Source organism: Streptomyces sp. NPDC027663 (genome assembly GCF_055566415.1).
This window is the reverse complement of the sequence record NZ_JBVHSK010000009.1, coordinates 312,859-330,120: the sequence shown is the minus strand read 5'-3', so window position 1 is coordinate 330,120 and position 17,262 is coordinate 312,859. Positions and strand designations below refer to the sequence as shown.

At 69.1% G+C, this 17,262-nt stretch carries 11 protein-coding genes and 4 pseudogenes; 11 read left to right on the top strand and 4 right to left on the bottom strand.

What is annotated here, in order from left to right:
* Positions 1-94 precede the first annotated feature (94 nt).
* Positions 95-313: pseudogene (locus ACZ4SF_RS24640) on the top strand (helix-turn-helix domain-containing protein); the annotation flags it as partial.
* Positions 314-1,019: 706 nt separating this feature from the next.
* Here the strand turns inward: ACZ4SF_RS24640 and ACZ4SF_RS24635 are convergent.
* Complete coding sequence (locus ACZ4SF_RS24635; protein ID WP_468388066.1) at positions 1,020-1,760, bottom strand: hypothetical protein; 741 nt, start codon at positions 1,758-1,760, stop codon at positions 1,020-1,022.
* Between ACZ4SF_RS24635 and ACZ4SF_RS24630 the strand changes: the two are divergent.
* The 6 genes and pseudogenes from ACZ4SF_RS24630 to ACZ4SF_RS24605 form a co-directional block, all read left to right on the top strand.
* Positions 1,749-1,931 (top strand): annotated as a pseudogene (locus tag ACZ4SF_RS24630) (hypothetical protein); the annotation flags it as partial. The gene ACZ4SF_RS24635 and the pseudogene ACZ4SF_RS24630 sit on opposite strands and share 12 nt — an antisense overlap.
* Positions 1,932-2,283: 352 nt before the next feature.
* Positions 2,284-2,715, top strand: a complete 432-nt coding sequence (locus ACZ4SF_RS24625) for a hypothetical protein (protein ID WP_468388064.1) — start codon at positions 2,284-2,286, stop codon at positions 2,713-2,715.
* 20 nt (positions 2,716-2,735) lie between these two features.
* On the top strand, positions 2,736-5,084 hold the full coding sequence (locus ACZ4SF_RS24620) for a hypothetical protein (protein WP_468388063.1): 2,349 nt from the start codon (positions 2,736-2,738) through the stop codon (positions 5,082-5,084).
* A gap of 891 nt (positions 5,085-5,975) precedes the next feature.
* On the top strand, positions 5,976-6,251 hold the full coding sequence (locus ACZ4SF_RS24615) for a hypothetical protein (RefSeq protein ID WP_468388061.1): 276 nt from the start codon (positions 5,976-5,978) through the stop codon (positions 6,249-6,251).
* Positions 6,252-6,602: 351 nt separating this feature from the next.
* Entirely contained in the window at positions 6,603-6,809 is a 207-nt protein-coding gene (locus ACZ4SF_RS24610) for a hypothetical protein (protein ID WP_468388059.1), read from the top strand.
* Positions 6,810-7,097: 288 nt separating this feature from the next.
* Positions 7,098-7,226 (top strand): annotated as a pseudogene (locus tag ACZ4SF_RS24605) (IS630 family transposase); the annotation flags it as partial.
* Between the two features lie 106 nt (positions 7,227-7,332).
* Here the strand turns inward: ACZ4SF_RS24605 and ACZ4SF_RS24600 are convergent.
* Complete coding sequence (locus ACZ4SF_RS24600) at positions 7,333-7,650, bottom strand: Imm51 family immunity protein (protein ID WP_468388057.1); 318 nt, start codon at positions 7,648-7,650, stop codon at positions 7,333-7,335.
* Between the two features lie 659 nt (positions 7,651-8,309).
* Here ACZ4SF_RS24600 and ACZ4SF_RS24595 point away from each other — a divergent pair.
* Positions 8,310-9,782: a sialidase family protein gene (locus ACZ4SF_RS24595; RefSeq protein ID WP_468388055.1), complete on the top strand. Its 1,473-nt coding sequence runs from the start codon at positions 8,310-8,312 to the stop codon at positions 9,780-9,782.
* A 246-nt stretch (positions 9,783-10,028) separates the two neighbouring features.
* Here the strand turns inward: ACZ4SF_RS24595 and ACZ4SF_RS24590 are convergent, their stop codons facing one another.
* Together ACZ4SF_RS24590 and ACZ4SF_RS24585 are read right to left on the bottom strand one after the other, a co-directional pair.
* Positions 10,029-10,235 (bottom strand): hypothetical protein, encoded by a 207-nt coding sequence (locus tag ACZ4SF_RS24590; RefSeq protein WP_468388053.1) that lies wholly within the window; start codon positions 10,233-10,235, stop codon positions 10,029-10,031.
* Positions 10,236-10,709: 474 nt separating this feature from the next.
* Positions 10,710-10,902, bottom strand: a pseudogene (locus ACZ4SF_RS24585) (hypothetical protein); the annotation flags it as partial.
* A 411-nt stretch (positions 10,903-11,313) separates the two neighbouring features.
* Here ACZ4SF_RS24585 and ACZ4SF_RS24580 point away from each other — a divergent pair.
* The 3 genes from ACZ4SF_RS24580 (at position 11,314) to ACZ4SF_RS24570 (ending at position 17,158) form a co-directional block, all read left to right on the top strand.
* Positions 11,314-15,987 carry a DUF6531 domain-containing protein gene (locus tag ACZ4SF_RS24580; RefSeq protein WP_468388051.1) on the top strand — a complete coding sequence of 1,558 codons (4,674 nt, stop codon included), beginning with the start codon at positions 11,314-11,316 and terminating at the stop codon, positions 15,985-15,987.
* Complete coding sequence (locus tag ACZ4SF_RS24575; RefSeq protein WP_468388049.1) at positions 15,984-16,574, top strand: hypothetical protein; 591 nt, start codon at positions 15,984-15,986, stop codon at positions 16,572-16,574. Before ACZ4SF_RS24580 ends, ACZ4SF_RS24575 begins: the two co-directional genes overlap by 4 nt.
* A 170-nt stretch (positions 16,575-16,744) precedes the next feature.
* Positions 16,745-17,158, top strand: a complete 414-nt coding sequence (locus ACZ4SF_RS24570; RefSeq protein WP_468388047.1) for a hypothetical protein — start codon at positions 16,745-16,747, stop codon at positions 17,156-17,158.
* Positions 17,159-17,262: the final 104 nt, after the last annotated feature.

The following is a 17,262-nucleotide window of genomic DNA, read 5'->3' as shown; positions in this document are numbered from 1 at the left end:
GCAATCCCCGCAACTACCTGGCCTTTCTCGGACTCGCGGCCGCCCTCTGCTGCTACAAGCGACTCGTCCGCCTCACCACGTAGGACACGGTCTTAAGCTCCGCCCGTCCCAGCGCGCGATGGTGGCACTGGTGTGCCTGCGCGAACACGCCACTCTCGGGAAGATCGCCGCTGGATTCGGGATCAGCGAGTCCACCGCCCACGCCTACACCAGCGCGGTCGTCGACCTGCTCGCCGAACGTGCACCGGGCCTGTTGAAGACGCTGCGCGTGCACGAACCCGACTTCGTCCTGCTCGACGGCACCCTCGCCGAGCCGTGCCGGGGCAGTTGGTCGTGGCAGCCTGTTCCGTCCCGGAGAGGAGGGATGTGCTGTGCGTCATGACGCTCGTTTGACGCTCTGGTCTCCCGCAGGCGGGACAGCGAGCCGAGAAATGGCCTCTGACCTGGCCTTTTCCGAGACCCGCTCAAGCCGACATCTTTCCGATGACGCATCACGTGGAGTGCGTGGCGATTCTGGAGCCAGCCCGGAAGGCTGCCTGACCCGCAGGTTCTCTGTTCCGGGTCGGCTCTCGACCTGTCTTGCCGTGTCCAGCAGGTCGGACGGTAGCTCAGTCCCTCACCTGCGGTTCTCCGCTGCCAGGACTCGTGTTGGGGATGAAGGAGAGCCGACTTGCGGAAGATCTGGACGCTCATACGACGCTCGGACCGCCGGTGGACAGAGGGCCGGCGGCTCTGCGCGGTAGCTGTTGCCCACCAGGAACGGTGCTCCTGCGGGGTGCTGTCCCTGCCCTGCCGAAAGCCGCAACGGCCAGAGCCGGGGAGTGAGCCCGCGCACGAGGCAGCCGATGTCCCGCAGCCGCCCGCGCAGGTGGAGGCGATCCGTTCCCTCATGGCTGACCGAACTGTTCTGGGACCGATTCGCGGTCTGCTGACCAAGCGGCCGGTGTTCCACGCCGGTTGCTACGTCGTCGCGCCGTCCCTTGGTTCCGTCCCGCTTCTGGAGCTTCCCGTCCACAACCTCAAGACGATTGCGGCGAAAGACCGTTGTCGAAGACGACCCCGCGCTCGCCCACGCTCACCGGGACATTGACCCACCGGGCCTTGCCGTCGACGAACGAGGCGTACTGGCAGCGGTGACCGGTGTCCTGGCCGTATGCGACGAGTTCGAGGTCGGGCACCTTTCCGCAGCGTAGGTGCTTGCTGACCCGGTTGTACTCCCTCCAGAAGTTGCCGTAGACAGACTTCGCCCTCAGCACGGCCTGGCCCGCGTTGGTGATTTCGTACGGTTTCAAGTCACCGGTCGGCTCGTTGAAACGGATGGACCAGGGGACCTTCACGCCGTTGTAGGTGACGGTGCACCGTGTGGTCACGCCCGGCTCCTCGCTCACCTTGCCGCCCTGGCACGCGGCGCTGGTCCTGCCCGGTATCCCGGCCATGGCCACGGTGCGTTTACGCATCGTCCACAGCACCCGTTCGGTGAACGCGGCGTCGTCGGTGGGTTCCGGCGGCAGAGCGCCGAGCAGCGTCTTCACCGTCAGGAGTCCGGGCTCGGCCGAGGTGATCGCGACGGGGAGTTCCTTGCCGCTCTTCGGCGGTGCGGTGTCCGCAGGGCGGGAGGCATCGTCATCCGATCCCGACCCGCCGCAGCCCGCGGTGACGAGAGCGATCAGGGCTGTGCTCAGGAGAGTTCTACCGATGCCCATGCGGACTAACTCTAGCCAGACGCGCGGCGGGTCGAAACGGTCGCAGTGAGCAACCACGGCAAGCTCCGGCGCTGCACCGAACGCCGGGGAGCGGTCATCGAGTTTCTCCGCGCCCTGGCCGGCACCGTCATCACGGTCCGCTGTCAGATCCGACGCGTCTGGACCCTCTACCGCTGGAACACCCGTCCCCGGAGCCCACATCCGATGACCTACTGGCGGACGCCCTGAGTCTTGATCGGCGGGCAGGCGCGAGTGTACGCCGACTGCTCCGGGTCTGGTTGAGGGTGACGACGGCTGTGCCTTTGATCCCACCGGGCTGGGTACCATCCGGCGGATCAGGTGGGGGGTCTGACGAATCGCGAGTGGTCGTTTCCGGGGGCGCATCTGCCGGCTTCGGGCAGGCGGGGAGGCCGGTCCCACGGGACATGACCCTGCCGGGATTCGAGCGTTGTCGCCCGGGCTTCGGGGAACCGGCTACCGGCTGCCTCGCGCCCGGGTGATGATACAAGCGACAACTGATCAGGTCGGTGGCCGCGCGAATGCGGTGGCGTGGTCTGTCCGGATGGACTTGGGGGAACTCATGACGTTCGAGCAAGAATGGGCCGAACTGCGCGCGGCGGCGGGTGAGCGGACTGCCATGCAGATCAACAGCATTCCGGCCGACGGCGGCGGTGGTGGTGGGGGCGGGAACGACCTGGTGGTCAATCGGGACGACCTCGGCGCCATCGGCAATGACGCGTATGACCTGCTGGGCCGGCTGGCGAAGGAGGGCGACATCGCCCGTTCCTCCACGTTCGATGCGGCGACGGCGCTGACCAACGGGAACTTCGTGAGCGGTTCGGCCGTGCTGAAGGTGCACGACTTCTGGCAGACCCATCTGAAGACACTGCTGGACGCCTGCGCGCAGATTTCGAATCACCTCGATTACAGCAAGGCCCAGCACGCCAAGGACGAGGCGAAGATCGAGGGAGATCTGATGCGGATATCCGTGCTCACGGAATACATGAAATAGGGCTCGGGGGAGCGCGCCACATGCTGAAGTACGAGGACATAATCGACGCCCCGGTGGCGAAGCTGAAGGCCGCCGCCGACGACTGGTCGGAGATGGCGGGGAAGCTGGACAAGCTCGCCGCAGACGCCGCCGACGGGATGAAGGCAAAGGCGGAAAGAGCGGCCTGGGAGGGCGTCAACGCAGGGGTCACCAAGGCGTTCATCGGTAAGACGGCCAAGGAGTTCGCGGATGCCGCGGCCGAGGCCAAGGGTGTGAAGCTGGTCCTGGAAGAGGGTTACGCGGCCATCAAGAAGGCCAAGGACGACCTGGTCGACATCCGGGACCGCGAGGGGCCCGCGGCCGGTGTCCGCGTGGACGGCAACGGCAAGGTCACGGCGCGGAACCCGTTGTCCGAGAACCCCGCGGCGCGGCACGACCCCGACTACAGCGAGCTTCTGCAGGAGGAGCGGCGGAACATCGAGTCGTGGCAGAAGAGGATCGACCTCATCGTCGACAACTGCAACGACACCGACCTCGCCCTCAAGAACACCCTCGAGGCCAACGTCACCGACCGCAAGGACTTCAACGCTCCGACGTACACGAAGCTGGACCAGGAGGAAGCCGCCCGCGCCGCCGCTCTGGCGGCCAAGGGCCGGGACATCACACACGCCGAACTGCAGCAGCTCAACGAGCTGCTGAAGGACAACAGTTCGTCGGTGGAGTTCTCCAAGGGCTTCTACGAGAAGCTCGGCCCCGAGAAGTCGCTCGCGTTCTTCGGCCGGCTCTCCACGGACACGTACGAGTACGGCAAGGTCGACCCGGAGCGCCTCAAGGACGTCCAGGAGCTCCAGAAGAACCTCGGCCTCAACCTGGCCACCGCCTCCCACGACAAGGAATTCACCGACAAGTGGGGTCCGGAGCTGCGCAAGTTGGGTACGGAGCGCGTTCCGCTGGCCAAACACGACTACGGCGGGCCGTTCGGATACCAGCTGCTCGGCGGGATCATGCGGTACGGGAACTACGACGCGAAGTTCCTCGACCCGATCGCCGAACACGTGGCACAGCTGCACGCGAAGGACCCGTACATGTTCGCCGAGAACAAGGTGGTGAACAGTCCGTTCAAGAACCCGTTCAACCCCTCCGGCGTGAACGGGGCCGGCTACGACCCGGCCACCGCCATGCTGGAAGCGCTCGGCAACAGTCCGGAAGCGGCGAAGAAGTTCTTCGCCGACCCCCCGACCGCGTACAACGAGGACGGCACGGTCAACCACGGTGCCACGGCCGGCCTCGGAAAGAACAAGGACGGCGAGGCGATCGACAACTACCTCGACTTCTTCGGCAACGAGAAGTGGGAGTCCTTCCCCGACGTCAACTCGCTCGACGAGAAGGAGCTCAAGGCGTCGCTCGACCAGATGCCCGACGCCCTCGGCCACGCCCTGGAGGCAGCGACCCTCGGCTACCCGGCCGGGCACCCGGACGCCGGCGTGGTGCGGGACGCGGACAACGCCGCGGTCATGCAGAAGGTCATGGAGAAATATGGTGCGGACCCGGGTCTGCTCAAGGAGCACCACGAGGCGATGGCCGACAGCCTGGGCGTCATGGGTGCCGGCTACATCGACGACATCAACTGGGCGCTGGACAAGAACGATCCAGACAGCGTGTTCGCGCCGGGCAAGAATCCGGACGGGCACCTCGACTTCGCGGACACCGCGGACGGGAACGGGCGGAGCGTCGTCCGGAGCTTCCTCAGCACCCTGGGTCAGCACCCGGACGCCTACGCGACGGTCTCGACCGCGGAGCAGGTCTACACCCGCAGCGCGCTGGAAGAGACAGTGGGCCCGGACGGAAAGATCAACGAGGGCGCTGCCAGGGCGACCGTGCGCGTGGGCGCCGAGGTGCAGGGCATGCTCGACCAGTCCCGGGCCGACCAGGTGGAGGCGACGAACCTCAAGACCCACGAGGACTACGAGAAGGCGGTCGCCAAGCGGGCGGGCTGGGTCGAGTTCGGGGCCACGGCGGGCATCGCGGCGGGCGTCGCCTTCCTGCCCGCGACCGCGGCCGTGGGCACGGCTGCGGTGCTCATCCCGCTGGCGACCGATACCGCCAGTGGTGCTGCCGAACAGGTCATCAGCCAGATGGTCGGCGACATCTCCGACAACTCGGTGGATGAGCACAAGGAGAAGGTGGAGGAGCTCACCAGGGAGGAGAAGACCAAGATCTACTCCGCCGGTGAGAGCATGGCCGAGTCTCCGATGGAGGAGTTCCTGGACCATCACGGTGTGGACGAGAAGAGCGTGTTCAGGCAGGACCTGCACGAGTCGATGCTGATCGGCTACGGGGTCGGCAACGACCGGGAGGACCAGCAGGGCAACGACCCGGAGACCGGCTGAGGCCGGTGGGCGGCCGAGGGCACGTAAGAATGCGGACGATGATCAGTCGTAGGTCGGTACGCGGGGGACTCCTCTCCGCGGCCGTGGCCGGCCCGTCCTTGCAGACCCGCAGGTCAGGTGACTGGGTCTGACGGCCGAAGTTCGTAGAAGGTGCCTCGCGGAGCATGGCGAAGAGGACGTCGGCTCGGCGTCCGGCGAGGCAGAGCAGGGCCTGGGCATGCAGCATCCGCCCTGGGCGGGTGCGTCCCTCTGCGCCCATGCCGGCTCACCTTGGGCGACAACGGGCAATGAGCCGCCGGCCCTCGGCACCGAGTGACTGCGGCATGAGCCGACGCAGTGGAGTCGCAGGCTGACGGACCTGCTTGAGCATGGCTTGCCGGGGCAGGGTCGAGCCGGGGATTTGTCTGTGGGTCCGGAAAGCCGGTGTCGTCAACACCGACGCGACACCGGCCTCGGACACGCCCGTCCGTAGTCGTTTCACAAGGACGTCGCCCGGTCCGCGGCTGGTCGGGGCGGATGCACTCGAAACATGGGCCGCGCCGCCCTCACCTGGTCGGCCGGACGGGCCGGCTACCGCGCTTCGCGCAATCGCAGTTGCTCGGCGCGGCCGCCCCCGGGTGCCCAGGACGGGCGGGGGAGAGGGTGCGACGCTGGAGTGAGGGGCCCGCGAGTGGAGGTCCGAGTGCGTCTCATCCGGTCCGGGGCCCTCTCCTTCGGCCTGGCGACCATGTCCGGGTGCGGCTCGATGGATGCGACGCAGGATCGTGCGGTCAGTCTGTGAGCCCGCCGGCCGGGGCACCACTCACCGAGCGTCGCCAGGCGGCCTTACCGCGTGGATCCGGTCCGCCGGGACCAGGACTGCGCGGCCAACCCGGAAGGCAGGTGCGTCCCATGCGCACGTCGACCCGTATCGCCGGTGCCCTCACCGGCCTGACCCTCACCCTCGGCGGTGCGGTCCTCGCCGCTCCCGCGGCCCGGGCGGACATCCCCGCCTGCACAAAGATGGCCGAACTGGCCGGTGCCACCGTTTCCGACTCCGTCACAGCGGCCTGCAGCCGTGGCGTGGTCGGAGACCTGCAGAGTTGTGTGACCGGGCTGACCGGGGCCGGAGTGGCGGTCGGCGCCGCGACCGGTGCCTGCCGGGCGGCGGCCAGCGAACCGCGTTAGAGGACCGGGCGCGGCAGCCGCCCGCCGGCACCGGTCGGAGGCAGGTATGGCCTGTCTCCTCCTCAGCCCCCGGCCTGCCCGGACATGACGCGGCCCCGGTGAGCAGTCACGACGCCGAGGACATCGGCGTCGCCCCGCTCCTGGCGACGCGCACGCCGCGCATCGGTGCGGCCGGTCGAGGTCCGTGACGCCATGTCTCTTCGGGGCCGGGCAGTCACCGCCCGGGCGCGGCGCCGAGCCTCGCCTCGCGGGCCTCATGCGGAGCGCCCATGCTGAGTAAGAGGGCGCCGTCGTCTTGAGACTTGTCCTTCCCGAAGGCCGGACGAAGGCGCCTGAGAGGAGGAGGAAGTCATGCGCATGCGCAGAATCCTGGGCCTCGCCCTGGCCGCGGCAACCCTTGCCGGCGTGAGCGCCGTCGGCGCTGTCAGCGCCGGGGCCGCCTCGTCTCCGAACATCTCCCGAGACGACTGCACTGCCGCCGGCGGACAGATCATTTCACGCCCCTACGCCGGCTACGCCTGCGCGCTGCCCGACGGGACCACGCCGGCGATCACTTGACCGGCCGGCGCACGGCTGGGCAACCAGTCCGTCCGGTGCACCCGGCGCGGTGGGTATGGAGTGACGGCACCCGGTCCACCGTCGGACGGATCGTCCGTGCCCGTCGCGACACCGCGGCACTCGCTCTGGTGGACGCCAACCGTCTTGAATGCAAGGCCGTCAACACTCCGAGACGATCCGCGCCGTCCTGAACACCGCGCTCGCCGCCGTCCTGAACGGCCTCGGCCATGTCGTCATACAGTGACCGAGGATGTCGTTCGCATTTCCTGGTGCTGTGACCTGGAACCTTTGCGACGCAACATCGCCCGCCCGGTGAGGATCGGCCGGGAGTCCCTGCGCTGCCTCCTGCTCCGCCGCGGGATCTCCTTCCAGCGCACCGAGACCTGGAAGGAGTCCCGGGACGTGGACTTCGACGCCGTGATCCTCGACAACCTGTCCGCGCATGTGAACTGGCGGATCCGCCGCTTGGGCGGCAGACCTCTCCAGCTTGCGGCCTGAACCGGCAGATCTGCTGGTCGCAGCATTAGTCGTCGAACTCGAAGCCTGCCGTCTCGGCACGGGCAACAATCTCGCGAACTGCGCTGGGGCTCGAGATCACGGGCTCAAGGGCAGTCTTGAGACGCGCGAGGTCGCTCGAGCTCCCGAGCGCACAGAACATGCCGCCCTCGCTGTCGAAATCGAGGCGCTCAGCAAGATCCGGCCAGGCGAACTGCACAAGACCTTCCCAGAAGTAGCCGTTCGGCTCGTGTCCGGCGGCAACTACGGCAGCATCGGCAGCCAGGTCACCGGCAGCGAGTGTCAGCGAGTGCTCACCATCGAAGTCATGCAGGGTGATAGTCACGGCGCGATCTTCCCACGCCCAGTGTGCAGGCTGCCCGGCCCACCAGAGTGCTTGTCCGCTCCCAGCCCGGCGAACCCTCCCGGTCACAGCACCAGCCGTGTTGATTCGGATTTCCGAGCTGTTCTGATCACGAGCGTTGCCGGCACTCGGCAGGTCGTGAACTGGCGCAGTAGAACGAGCAGTCCCGCCGTCCTCGAGCCTGGATGTGCCGACGGTGAGGGAGTCTTCCTTCTGGCGCGGGCGATGATCGCGCCGCTGTCCGCATTGAGGTGGCCCTTTGCCGATGCCCTGGCTCATCCCCACCGTGGAAGAGGTCCAGCAGGTCATCCCGCTCCACCAACCCGTCTGAGCCAGCGCCGACCCCGGCATCGCTGACCGGCGCGCGGCCCACGGCCCTGCCCGGGGACCTGCGAGACGGCGCCGTAACAGCACCACCAAGGAGCCGACCGGCACGGTGCACCCGCCGGTCGGCTCCACCGTGCTCCTCGACGACCCCGGGGACGACTCCGTCGTTCGGCCCATCAAGGGCACTGGCTGCAAGGCCGAAAAGGACCAAGCGGAGTCGCCCCACCCTCGCGTTCCGGTACGCCTCCGTGCCCCAGGCCGCCCCGACGACGGCGGTTCCGTACCCCGGCCGCCAGGCCCGGAGGAGATCCCGCATGCGCGTCTTCCTGCCCCTGACCGCCGTCACCACCGCCGCGCTCCTGCTCGTCACGGTCACCGGCGCGACTCCCGCCGCAGCAGACCGGAACCCCGACGGCACACCACTGGTCAAGGTGTCCCACGGCGACCCGTACGCGAAGTGCACCATCGGAGCGAGGTCCCCCGACAGCATCGTCTACCCGGCCACCGAGGTCGAGCCGTACCTGTCCGTCGATCCGCGCGACCCCAAGCGCGTGGTCACCGTGTTCCAGCAGGACCGCTGGAACGACGGCGGCGCCCGCGGCCTGGTGGCCGGCTGGACCAGGGACGGCCGCACCTTCCATCGGAGCACGCTGCCGTTCAGTCTGTGCGCCCCCGGCGGCGCGGACTACGAACGGGCCTCCGACCCCTGGGTGAGCACCGGACCGGACGGCACGGTCTATGCCGGCGGGGAGGGCGTGGACTTCACGAAGAGCACGCGCAGCGCCCTCCTGGCAGCCACGTCCCGCGACGGCGGCCGCACTTGGCAGAACCTCACCACTACGCACGTCGACGAGCAGCCGTTTTTCAACGACAAGCCCTCACTCACCGCCGACCCGATCCGCAAGGGCACCGCCTACCAGGTCTGGAACCGCCTCGACAACGACCCACCCGGCCCCAGCTCCCTCGACGGTCCCGGCTACATCTCCCTCACCCGCGACGGCGGCCGCACCTGGAGCAAGGCCCGGCCGTTCGTCGACACCAGCACCGTGCCCAACACCCAGACCATCGGCCATCTGATCGTCGCCGACCGGCGCACCGGCACCCTGTACGACTTCTTCGACCGGATCACCTACTCCGACGACCTGAGCACCGTAGTCGAAGCCCGCTACGAGGTGGTCACCTCGACCGACGCCGGAGAGACCTGGAGCGCCCCGGTCCACGTGGCCCGGGACACCTCCGTACCGGAGGTCGACCCGAACGACCCCACCAAACTGCTGCGCGCCGCGGCCACCCTGCCGAGCCCGGCCGTCGACCCCACAACGGGCACGCTGTACATGGCCTACGAGGGCTCGGACTTCTCCGGTGGAAAGTTCGACGCCGTCCAGCTCGTGCGGTCCACCGACGGCGGACGCACCTGGGGGACCCCGGAGCTGATCAGCCCCAGGGGCGTTCCGGCCTTCTCACCGTCGATCGCGGTCGCAGAGCGGGGCACGGTCGCGCTCACTTACTACGACCTGCGCTTCCTCGAGCCCGGCAACACCACCACCCTGCCCACCGCCTACCAACTGGCCACGCTGCAGCACGGAAACCCGAAGCTCCGGACCGAACGACGGATCTCGCGGGTCTTCGACTGGCTGCAGGCGCCGTTCGCCGGGGGCTACTTCCTCGGCGACTACCAAGGCCTGGTGGCAGACGGCACGGGAGTACGGGCGGTGCTCACCGAGACCAACTCCGGCGCACCACAGAACCGTACGGACGTGTACACCGGCAGTCTCCGCATCCGCTGACCGACGCGGACGCCGTCGGCCGGCCCGACCGCCGACGGCTGCAGACAGGCCTCGGACCCACTCCGTGACCACGGCGGGCGGGAGGGTTCGGCCGCGTCCCGCCCGGCGGGGCGGGCCCGCTGCTCTGGGGTCGCGTGGTCTCCCGGTCCGTCGGGACCACGGACGCGCCAGGCCAGCCCCCGATTCTCCGGGCTGCGCCGGCGCGGAGCGCCCCGCGGCGCGTGGCTGCGGGGCGCCCTGTGGGGTTCAGTCGATCTGCTCCCCGTCGTGCGAACCGCCCTTGCAGTAGTTGCCCGCCTCATTGATCGCGGGCATTCCGCCGCCCTGCTTGCACTCAGAAGGGGTGACGTAGGATGGGGCACCCTGTGCGGCGGCGGTGGCGGCGCCTGTGAGGCCGGGTCCGGCGAGGGCTGCCGTGGCGATGACGGCGGCGAGGATTCGTCGAATGCGCATGTGGTTCCCCTTTCACGGATTGCCTCAGTTGCGGCACTAGTCAGCTTGATCTTCACCCTTCTGGGTGGCACATCATGTTGGGCCATTCGGGTGACAGTGCGGTCGGGCGTGGGGTCGGTGACGCGACCCGTCGGCCAGGCCCTGGAACGAAGAAACCGCCCCGGCCGGGTGGGTGGTCTCTTCGTTGTTCCGGAGGGGGCAGTGTCCGCCACCGGCCCCGCCTGCTAAGAGCCGTGTTGACCTGCGGAAGCGCGCCCTGGATGGCGGAGGGCGCCCTGGGTGGCGGAGGGCGCCCTGGGTGGCGGAGGGCGGCCTGGGTGGCGGAGGGCGGTCGGATGCCGGGGACGCCGGCGGACGCTACACATTCTGTTGGGTGTCCGCAGAGAAGCTGCAGGTCAGAGGGGATGAGCGATCCCCGGTGGACGCTGTGGACGCGGCTTTCCCTCAACTCTCAAGTTTCGCTGGGGACGGTTCAAGCATCTTCCAGTGGGCGGGGCGCAGGTCCTGGGCCTCGTCCACCACGATGTGGCGACAGCGGTGGCGCAGCCGGCCACCGGAGCCGTCCTGCAAGTCGATGTTGTCGGTGCCACCCGTTTCCTCCCGCTGCCGCGCGACGTTTCTGGATGCGCTGTGCGCGGCCCGTCTCCAGGCGTGCCGCGCGCTCCGCCGGCGTCTGAGCTGCTGGGATTCTGATTCCCCGGTCCGTGCGGGTGGCGCCGGCCTGTGCCCCGGGGTTCACGGCTGCGCGGGGACGACGGGTGGGCCCCGAATTTCCTCGGCGCGGACGACTGCCGGACGCCCTGACGTTCGGGTGACCCTCGTTCCGACGAGTCACCACTGATGACTCCCGTGACCCGATGCTGCCGAGGTCCGGCCGATGCCGCCGCCGCGAGCGGTGGATGCCCGGCCGGCGCGGTGGTCGCCCGGCGTGATCGATTTCGCGTGCGCGCAGTACGGCAGATCTTCACCGGTTGCACGTCGATCCCGCACGTCCCCTCGGGAACTGACGTTCGCCCAGTCACGTCTTTGTTCGCGTTGCTGAGTGAACTGTGGTCGCGTTGACGGGGGTTGCACGGGGATGGGTTACACGATCCCGGGCTGGCTGGACGAGGTCCTGGATTTCATCGGGATCAACTTCCCGAACGTGGACGAGGACGACTACCGCGATATGGCGGACGCCATGCGGGAGTTCGCCGACCAGTTCGAGGGGCATGGCGGTGAAGCGCACCTGGCGTTCTCCCGGCTGCTGTCTTCCTCCGAGGGCTGGGCCGTCGACGCGATGGAGAAGCACTGGAACCAGGTCAAGGCCAGTCATCTGGAAAAACTTCCGGAGCTGGCACGGTTGTTCGCCGACGCGTGTGACGCTCTGGCCGAGATCGTTTTCTGGATGAAGACCAAGGCTGAGGCCGAACTGGCCGTCATGGCCGGTTCGGTGGGCCTGTCGATCGGGCTGGCCTGGGTGACCGGGGGCCTGTCGGCGGTGCTGGGCGCGGCCGAGATCGCGGCGATGCGGCAGCTGGTCAAGCGGATCATCGACGAGGCGGTGGACCGGATCGTGGAAGAGGTGATCGCCAAGGTCACCGAGCCGGTCAACGCCAAACTGGAGGCGATGGTCGAGGACATGGTTCTCGACCTGGCCGAGGGCGCGTTCTCCATGCCCGACGGCGGCAGCGGCGGCGGCTCCGGCGGGGGTGGCTCCAGCGGTGGCGGCGGGGGCAGGCACGACGGCATGCACCTGGCTTCGGCGGGCGGCCCCGGCCCTTCCGCCGGCGGCAAAAAACTCCGCATCGACCATGTCGAGTTCGAGCACGGCGCAGGACGCGTCTCCCGGCACGGCGGTGACATGCACACCGCCGCGTCCTCCCCGCTGACCCGGGTCAAGGGGGCGTTCGGCCGCAGCAAGGGCCGCGACCCGTTCACGAAGGTCTTCGACAGTGTGCTGCACGGTGCGATCAAGGGCTCCGAGAAGGCCCTGAAGCGGATCACCGAACACATCACGGAGACCGTCCCGGACCGGGTCAAGGCCACCTCGCGGCTGCACAAACACAACGACCACGGCGTCCGCGACCGGGTCCACGGCATCGACGTCGGCAAGCACGGTGACGGCAGCGGCGGCCACGGGCTACCCGGCACCGGCGGCAAGCGCGGCCCGGGGGACAAGCTGAAGGAGTCCCGGGAGAAACTGTCCCAGCGGGCGCGCGCCCTGCTGAACAAGTTCACCTGCGGCGACCCGATCGACATGGCCACCGGGCAGATGATCCTCGCCCAGACCGACGTCGACCTGCCCGGCATCCTCCCGCTGACGCTGCACCGCACTCACCTGACCGAGTACGCGCACGGCATCGCCTTCGGCCCGTCCTGGGCCTCCACCCTGGACGAGCGTCTGGAGAAGGACCCGGAGGCGGACGGCGTGTGGTGGCGCCGCGAGGACGGCTCCAGCCTCTACTACCCCCGCACCCCGGACATCGTCGGCGACCGCGTCGAACCGGTCGCGGGCGAGCGGCTGCCTTTGACGTATGTGTCCCAGGGCACCTCGTACGCACTGGTGGTGCAGGACCCGTACACGGGTCTGACCCGGCACTTCGAACCCTCCGAGGCCCGGGCGGGCGTGTGGTGGCTGACTCGGGTCGAGGACCGCAACCACAACCACGTCACCGTGGACCGCGCCGAGGACGACGGACTGCTGGAAGTCGCCCACTCCGGCGGCTACCGCCTCACGCTCACCACTGACCCGGACAGCCGTCGCGTCACCGGCCTGTTCGCCGTCACCGAGGACGGACCGCACCGGCTGCGCGGTTACGCGTACGACGAGAGCGGCGACCTCACCGAGGTCGTCAACGCCGTCGAAGCGGCCACCCGCTTCACCTACGACGACGCGCACCGCATCACCGGCTGGCGCGACTCCAACGACACGGTGTTCCGTTACGTCTACGACGCGTCGGGCAGGGTCGTCGAGACACACGGCACCGACGGGATCCTCAACTCCCGCATCACCTACGGTGGTCCGTACGAGGACGGCACCACCACCGCCACCTACACCGACTCCCTCGGCCAGTCCAGTACCTACCGTGCGAACCGGCACGGCCAGATCGTCGCGATCACCGACCAGCTCGGGTACACCACGCACCAGCAGTGGGACGCGCGTGACCACCTGCTCAGCCGGACGGATCCCTCGGGGCACGTCACCCGCTGGGAGTGGAGTGACGAGGGCGACCTCACCGAGGTGGTCGACGCCGACGGCTCCGTCACCCGTTTCTCCTACGACGCCCTGCACCTGCCGGTGGAGGTGACGGGCGCGGACGGCACCGTCACCCGCCAGGACTTCGACCAGCGCGGCAATCGTGTCGCGGTCCACACCCCCGACGGCACGACCACCACCTTCACCCACCACGCCACCGGCGCCACCGCCGGCGTCACCGATCCCCGCGGCACGACGCTGACCGTCGACGCGGACGCGGCCGGCCTCCCGGTCTCGGTCACCGACGCCCGCGGCGGCACCACCACCTGCACCCGCGACGCCTTCGGCCGCCCGCTCACCGTCACGGATCCGCTAGGCGGCGTCACGACCCTGGCCTGGGACGCGGAGGGCCGCATGGTCGCCCTCACCGCGCCGGACGGCAGCCGCGAGTCGTGGACCTACGACGGCGAGGGCAACTGCACCCGGCACACCGACCCGCTCGGCGGCACGACCACTCTGACCTACGGCCCCTTCGACCTCCTCGCCGCCCGCACCGCCCCCGACGGCGCCACCTGCACCTTCACCCACGACACCGAGCGTCGCCTCACCCGCGTCACCGATCCCCAGGGTGCGACCTGGTCATACACCTTCGACGCGCGCGGGGAGGTGGTGGCCGAGACCGACTTCGACGGCCGCCGCACCACCTTCACGCACGACCCGACCGGCTTCCTCGTCTCCAGCACCACGGCGGCCGGCGACGTGTTCACCTTCGTCCGGGACGCGGTCGGCCGTCTCACGGCCAAGGAGGTCTCGGGCGAGCGCACCGACTACACGTACGACGCCGCGGGCCGGCTCACCGGTGTGACCTCACCCGACACGGTCCTCACCCGCTCCTACGACACGCTCGGCCGGCTGCTCACCGAGACCGTCGACGGGCATGTCACGCACTACCGCTACGACGACGCCGGACAGCGCATCGGCCGCACCACCCCGAGCGGCGCGCGGACCACCGCCGACTGGGACGTGCTCGGCAACCGCACCCGCTTGTCCCTGGACGCACGGCACACCTTCACCTTCGCCCACGACCTGCTCGGCCAGGAGACCGAACGCGTCATCGGGGAAGAAGTGTCACTCTCCTCTTTCCACGACGGCCTGGGCCGGCTCACCCGCCAGTCCCTCAGCGCCCAGCCGCGTCCCGGCGCCGACCGGCGCCTCCTGCGCGACCGCCGTTACACCTACCGCCCCGACGGCCACCTGAGCGAACTCGCGGAGCAGGTGACCGGCCGCACCCTCGCCTACACCCTCGATCCGGTCGGGCGCCCACTCGCCACCACCGCCAGTCGCGGCGGCTGGCACGAGGAGTACACCTACGACAGCGCCGGCAACCAGGCCAGCGCTCACTGGCCCGACCGCCCGGCCGACCCCGATGCACGCGGGCAGCGCACCTACTCCGGCACCCGTCTCCTGCGCGCGGGCAACACCACCTACCGCTACGACGAGGCCGGACGGCTGGTGTCCCGCACCAAGAAGCGCCTGTCCCGCAAGCCCGAGACGTGGCAGTACACGTGGAACGCCGAGAACCGGCTGACCTCCTGCACCACCCCCGACGGCCGGACCTGGCACTACCGCTACGACCCCCTCGGCCGCCGTACCGCCAAGTACCGGCTGGCGGACGACGGAGTCACACGGCTCGACGAGATCCGCTTCGCCTGGGACGGCACCCGCCTCGCCGAGGAGACCCACGCCGCGACCGGTGTCACCGTCACCTGGGAGTACGACGGCCACCGCCCCATCGCCCAGTACGAGCGCAAGCAGCTGTCGGACACCGAGGTCGACTCCCGTTTCTTCGCCATCGTCACCGACCTGATCGGTACCCCCACCGAACTCGTCACCGAGGACGGCGAGATCGCCTGGCACACCCGCACGACCACCTGGGGCACCACCGCCCCGAACGCCGACGCCTTCGCCGACACCCCGCTGCGCTTCCCCGGCCAGTACGTCGACGCCGAGACCGGCGGCCTGCACTACAACTACTTCCGCCACTACGACCCCGAGACCGCCCGCTACGTCTCCCCCGACCCCCTCGGCCTGGAGCCGGCCCCCAACCCCTGTGCCTACGTCCTCAACCCGACGACCTGGTTCGACCTGCTGGGTCTGCTCACCTGCAAGCAGAACGCGGCGCGGCTACGGGCCAACATGGAGGCGAACGGGGTCAGCTTCAACCCGGGGCAGGCCGCGGCGCACATCGTCCCGTCCGGCGGCGCGAAGGGGCACTGGGCGTCGGGCGCCCGCGCGCGCCAACTGCTCCAGCAGTACGGCGTTGACATCAACGACGCCAGCAACGGCATCCCGCTCGACCATCCGACGCCGCACAACTACACACACCGCAAGGCATTCCTCAACCGTATCGAGGATCACCTCCAGACCGAGGCACAGTTGCTGAGCGCTCGTGGCGCGAGCAGCACTACCATCGGCAATCATCTCAGGTCGGAGCTGGCACGCATCGGTTCCGAGATCAAGCGCGAGCTCCGCAACGGCGCTCCCGATTCGACGGCATATTGGACGGCACCATGACTGACCCGATGACCGCCCCCATCGAGGTGTACCGCCTCGTGCCGCGCTTTCACGACGACTTCCAGGGGGCGCTCCTGGAGAGCGACGAGATCATGCGCTGGGAACTGGACGAGGAAGCCACACCGCTGCCCGCGGAGCTCCCGGGTTCCTTGCACGGGGATCCGTCGGGGACGCTGTCCGAGTACCCCACCGCGAACCCGGCGGCCCCGATCCTGGGCGCCACTGTCTTGAAGGCCGTGCGCGACCGGTTCGCAGGTACCGGGCACTTCATTCCGGTGAACGTTCCCGGGCTGCCCGCCGGTACGTATACGGCCTATGTCCCCACGACCGTCGCCGACTGCCTGGACGAGGCCCGATCCTCCGCACCCGAGCTGACCGGGAAGATCCGGCAGGCGGTGTTCCACGGGGACCGGGTGCCGGTGGATGTCCCTGCGTTCCGGCTGCCCGAGAACAGGACGTACGTGTACTGGAACGCTTGGGCGGCGCGTCTGATCGAGGAGGCGGCCCCGCCGGGGACCGTGGAGCTGCGCCTGGTGTGGTCGAGCGACCCGTCGGCGACTCCCCACCGGGATCCCATGGGGTTCTAGGGTTCCGACCGCGCCATGCCCCCTGAGACCGGCCGGACAGCGGACGTCTTCCGCATCACGCCGTCCCTTCGGTGACCACTACAGAGGTCTCCTCGTGGACGCCCTCCCTCTGATTCGCTGGGAAAGAGAACCAGATCCACGCCGAGTGGCACGGAAGTCCCGGGGTAACCGTGTCGGACTACCCCAGCGGGCACGCCGTGGTCCCGGTGCTCAGCCGAAAGGTGGCCGAGGAGACCTTCGAGCGTTTCCACGCCTTCGGCCACTACATCCCCGTGACCGCACCTGGCGTGCAGCCCGGTGGTTACTACGCGTACGTTCCTACGGTGGTCACCGACTGCCTCGACAAGAATGCGTCCTCACCTCCGGACGAGGCGGGCGAAATCGAGCGCACGGTGTGCGTGCCGGAGGAACTGCCACTCGACGCACCGTGCTTCCGTCTGCCGGACAACAGGACGTACGTCTACTGGAACGGATGGGCGGCACAGTTGATCCGGTCCATCGCCGGGCCCGAGAACATCGAGCTGCGCCTCGTGTGGTCCAGCGACCCCCATGCCACCCCACACACGCGGCCGATGGGTTTCTGACAGTCCACGGCCGCCGGCGCGGCCCGGACCCAGCCCGCGGTCCCCGCGCCCACCGAGGAACGGTGACGCCCTCGACCCGGCCGTAGGCAACGGCGTCCGCTTGA

What these genes read in the sequence shown, in the direction of transcription:
- ACZ4SF_RS24615 (WP_468388061.1), top strand. Translation starts at nt 5,976, where the DNA reads ATGCGCACGTCGACCCGTATCGCCGGTGCCCTCACCGGCCTGACCCTC.
- ACZ4SF_RS24620 (WP_468388063.1), top strand. Translation starts at nt 2,736, where the DNA reads ATGCTGAAGTACGAGGACATAATCGACGCCCCGGTGGCGAAGCTGAAG.
- ACZ4SF_RS24610 (WP_468388059.1), top strand. Translation starts at nt 6,603, where the DNA reads ATGCGCATGCGCAGAATCCTGGGCCTCGCCCTGGCCGCGGCAACCCTT.
- ACZ4SF_RS24580 (WP_468388051.1), top strand. Translation starts at nt 11,314, where the DNA reads ATGGGTTACACGATCCCGGGCTGGCTGGACGAGGTCCTGGATTTCATC.
- ACZ4SF_RS24575 (WP_468388049.1), top strand. Translation starts at nt 15,984, where the DNA reads ATGACTGACCCGATGACCGCCCCCATCGAGGTGTACCGCCTCGTGCCG.
- ACZ4SF_RS24595 (WP_468388055.1), top strand. Translation starts at nt 8,310, where the DNA reads ATGCGCGTCTTCCTGCCCCTGACCGCCGTCACCACCGCCGCGCTCCTG.
- ACZ4SF_RS24590 (WP_468388053.1), bottom strand. Translation starts at nt 10,235, where the DNA reads ATGCGCATTCGACGAATCCTCGCCGCCGTCATCGCCACGGCAGCCCTC.
- ACZ4SF_RS24625 (WP_468388064.1), top strand. Translation starts at nt 2,284, where the DNA reads ATGACGTTCGAGCAAGAATGGGCCGAACTGCGCGCGGCGGCGGGTGAG.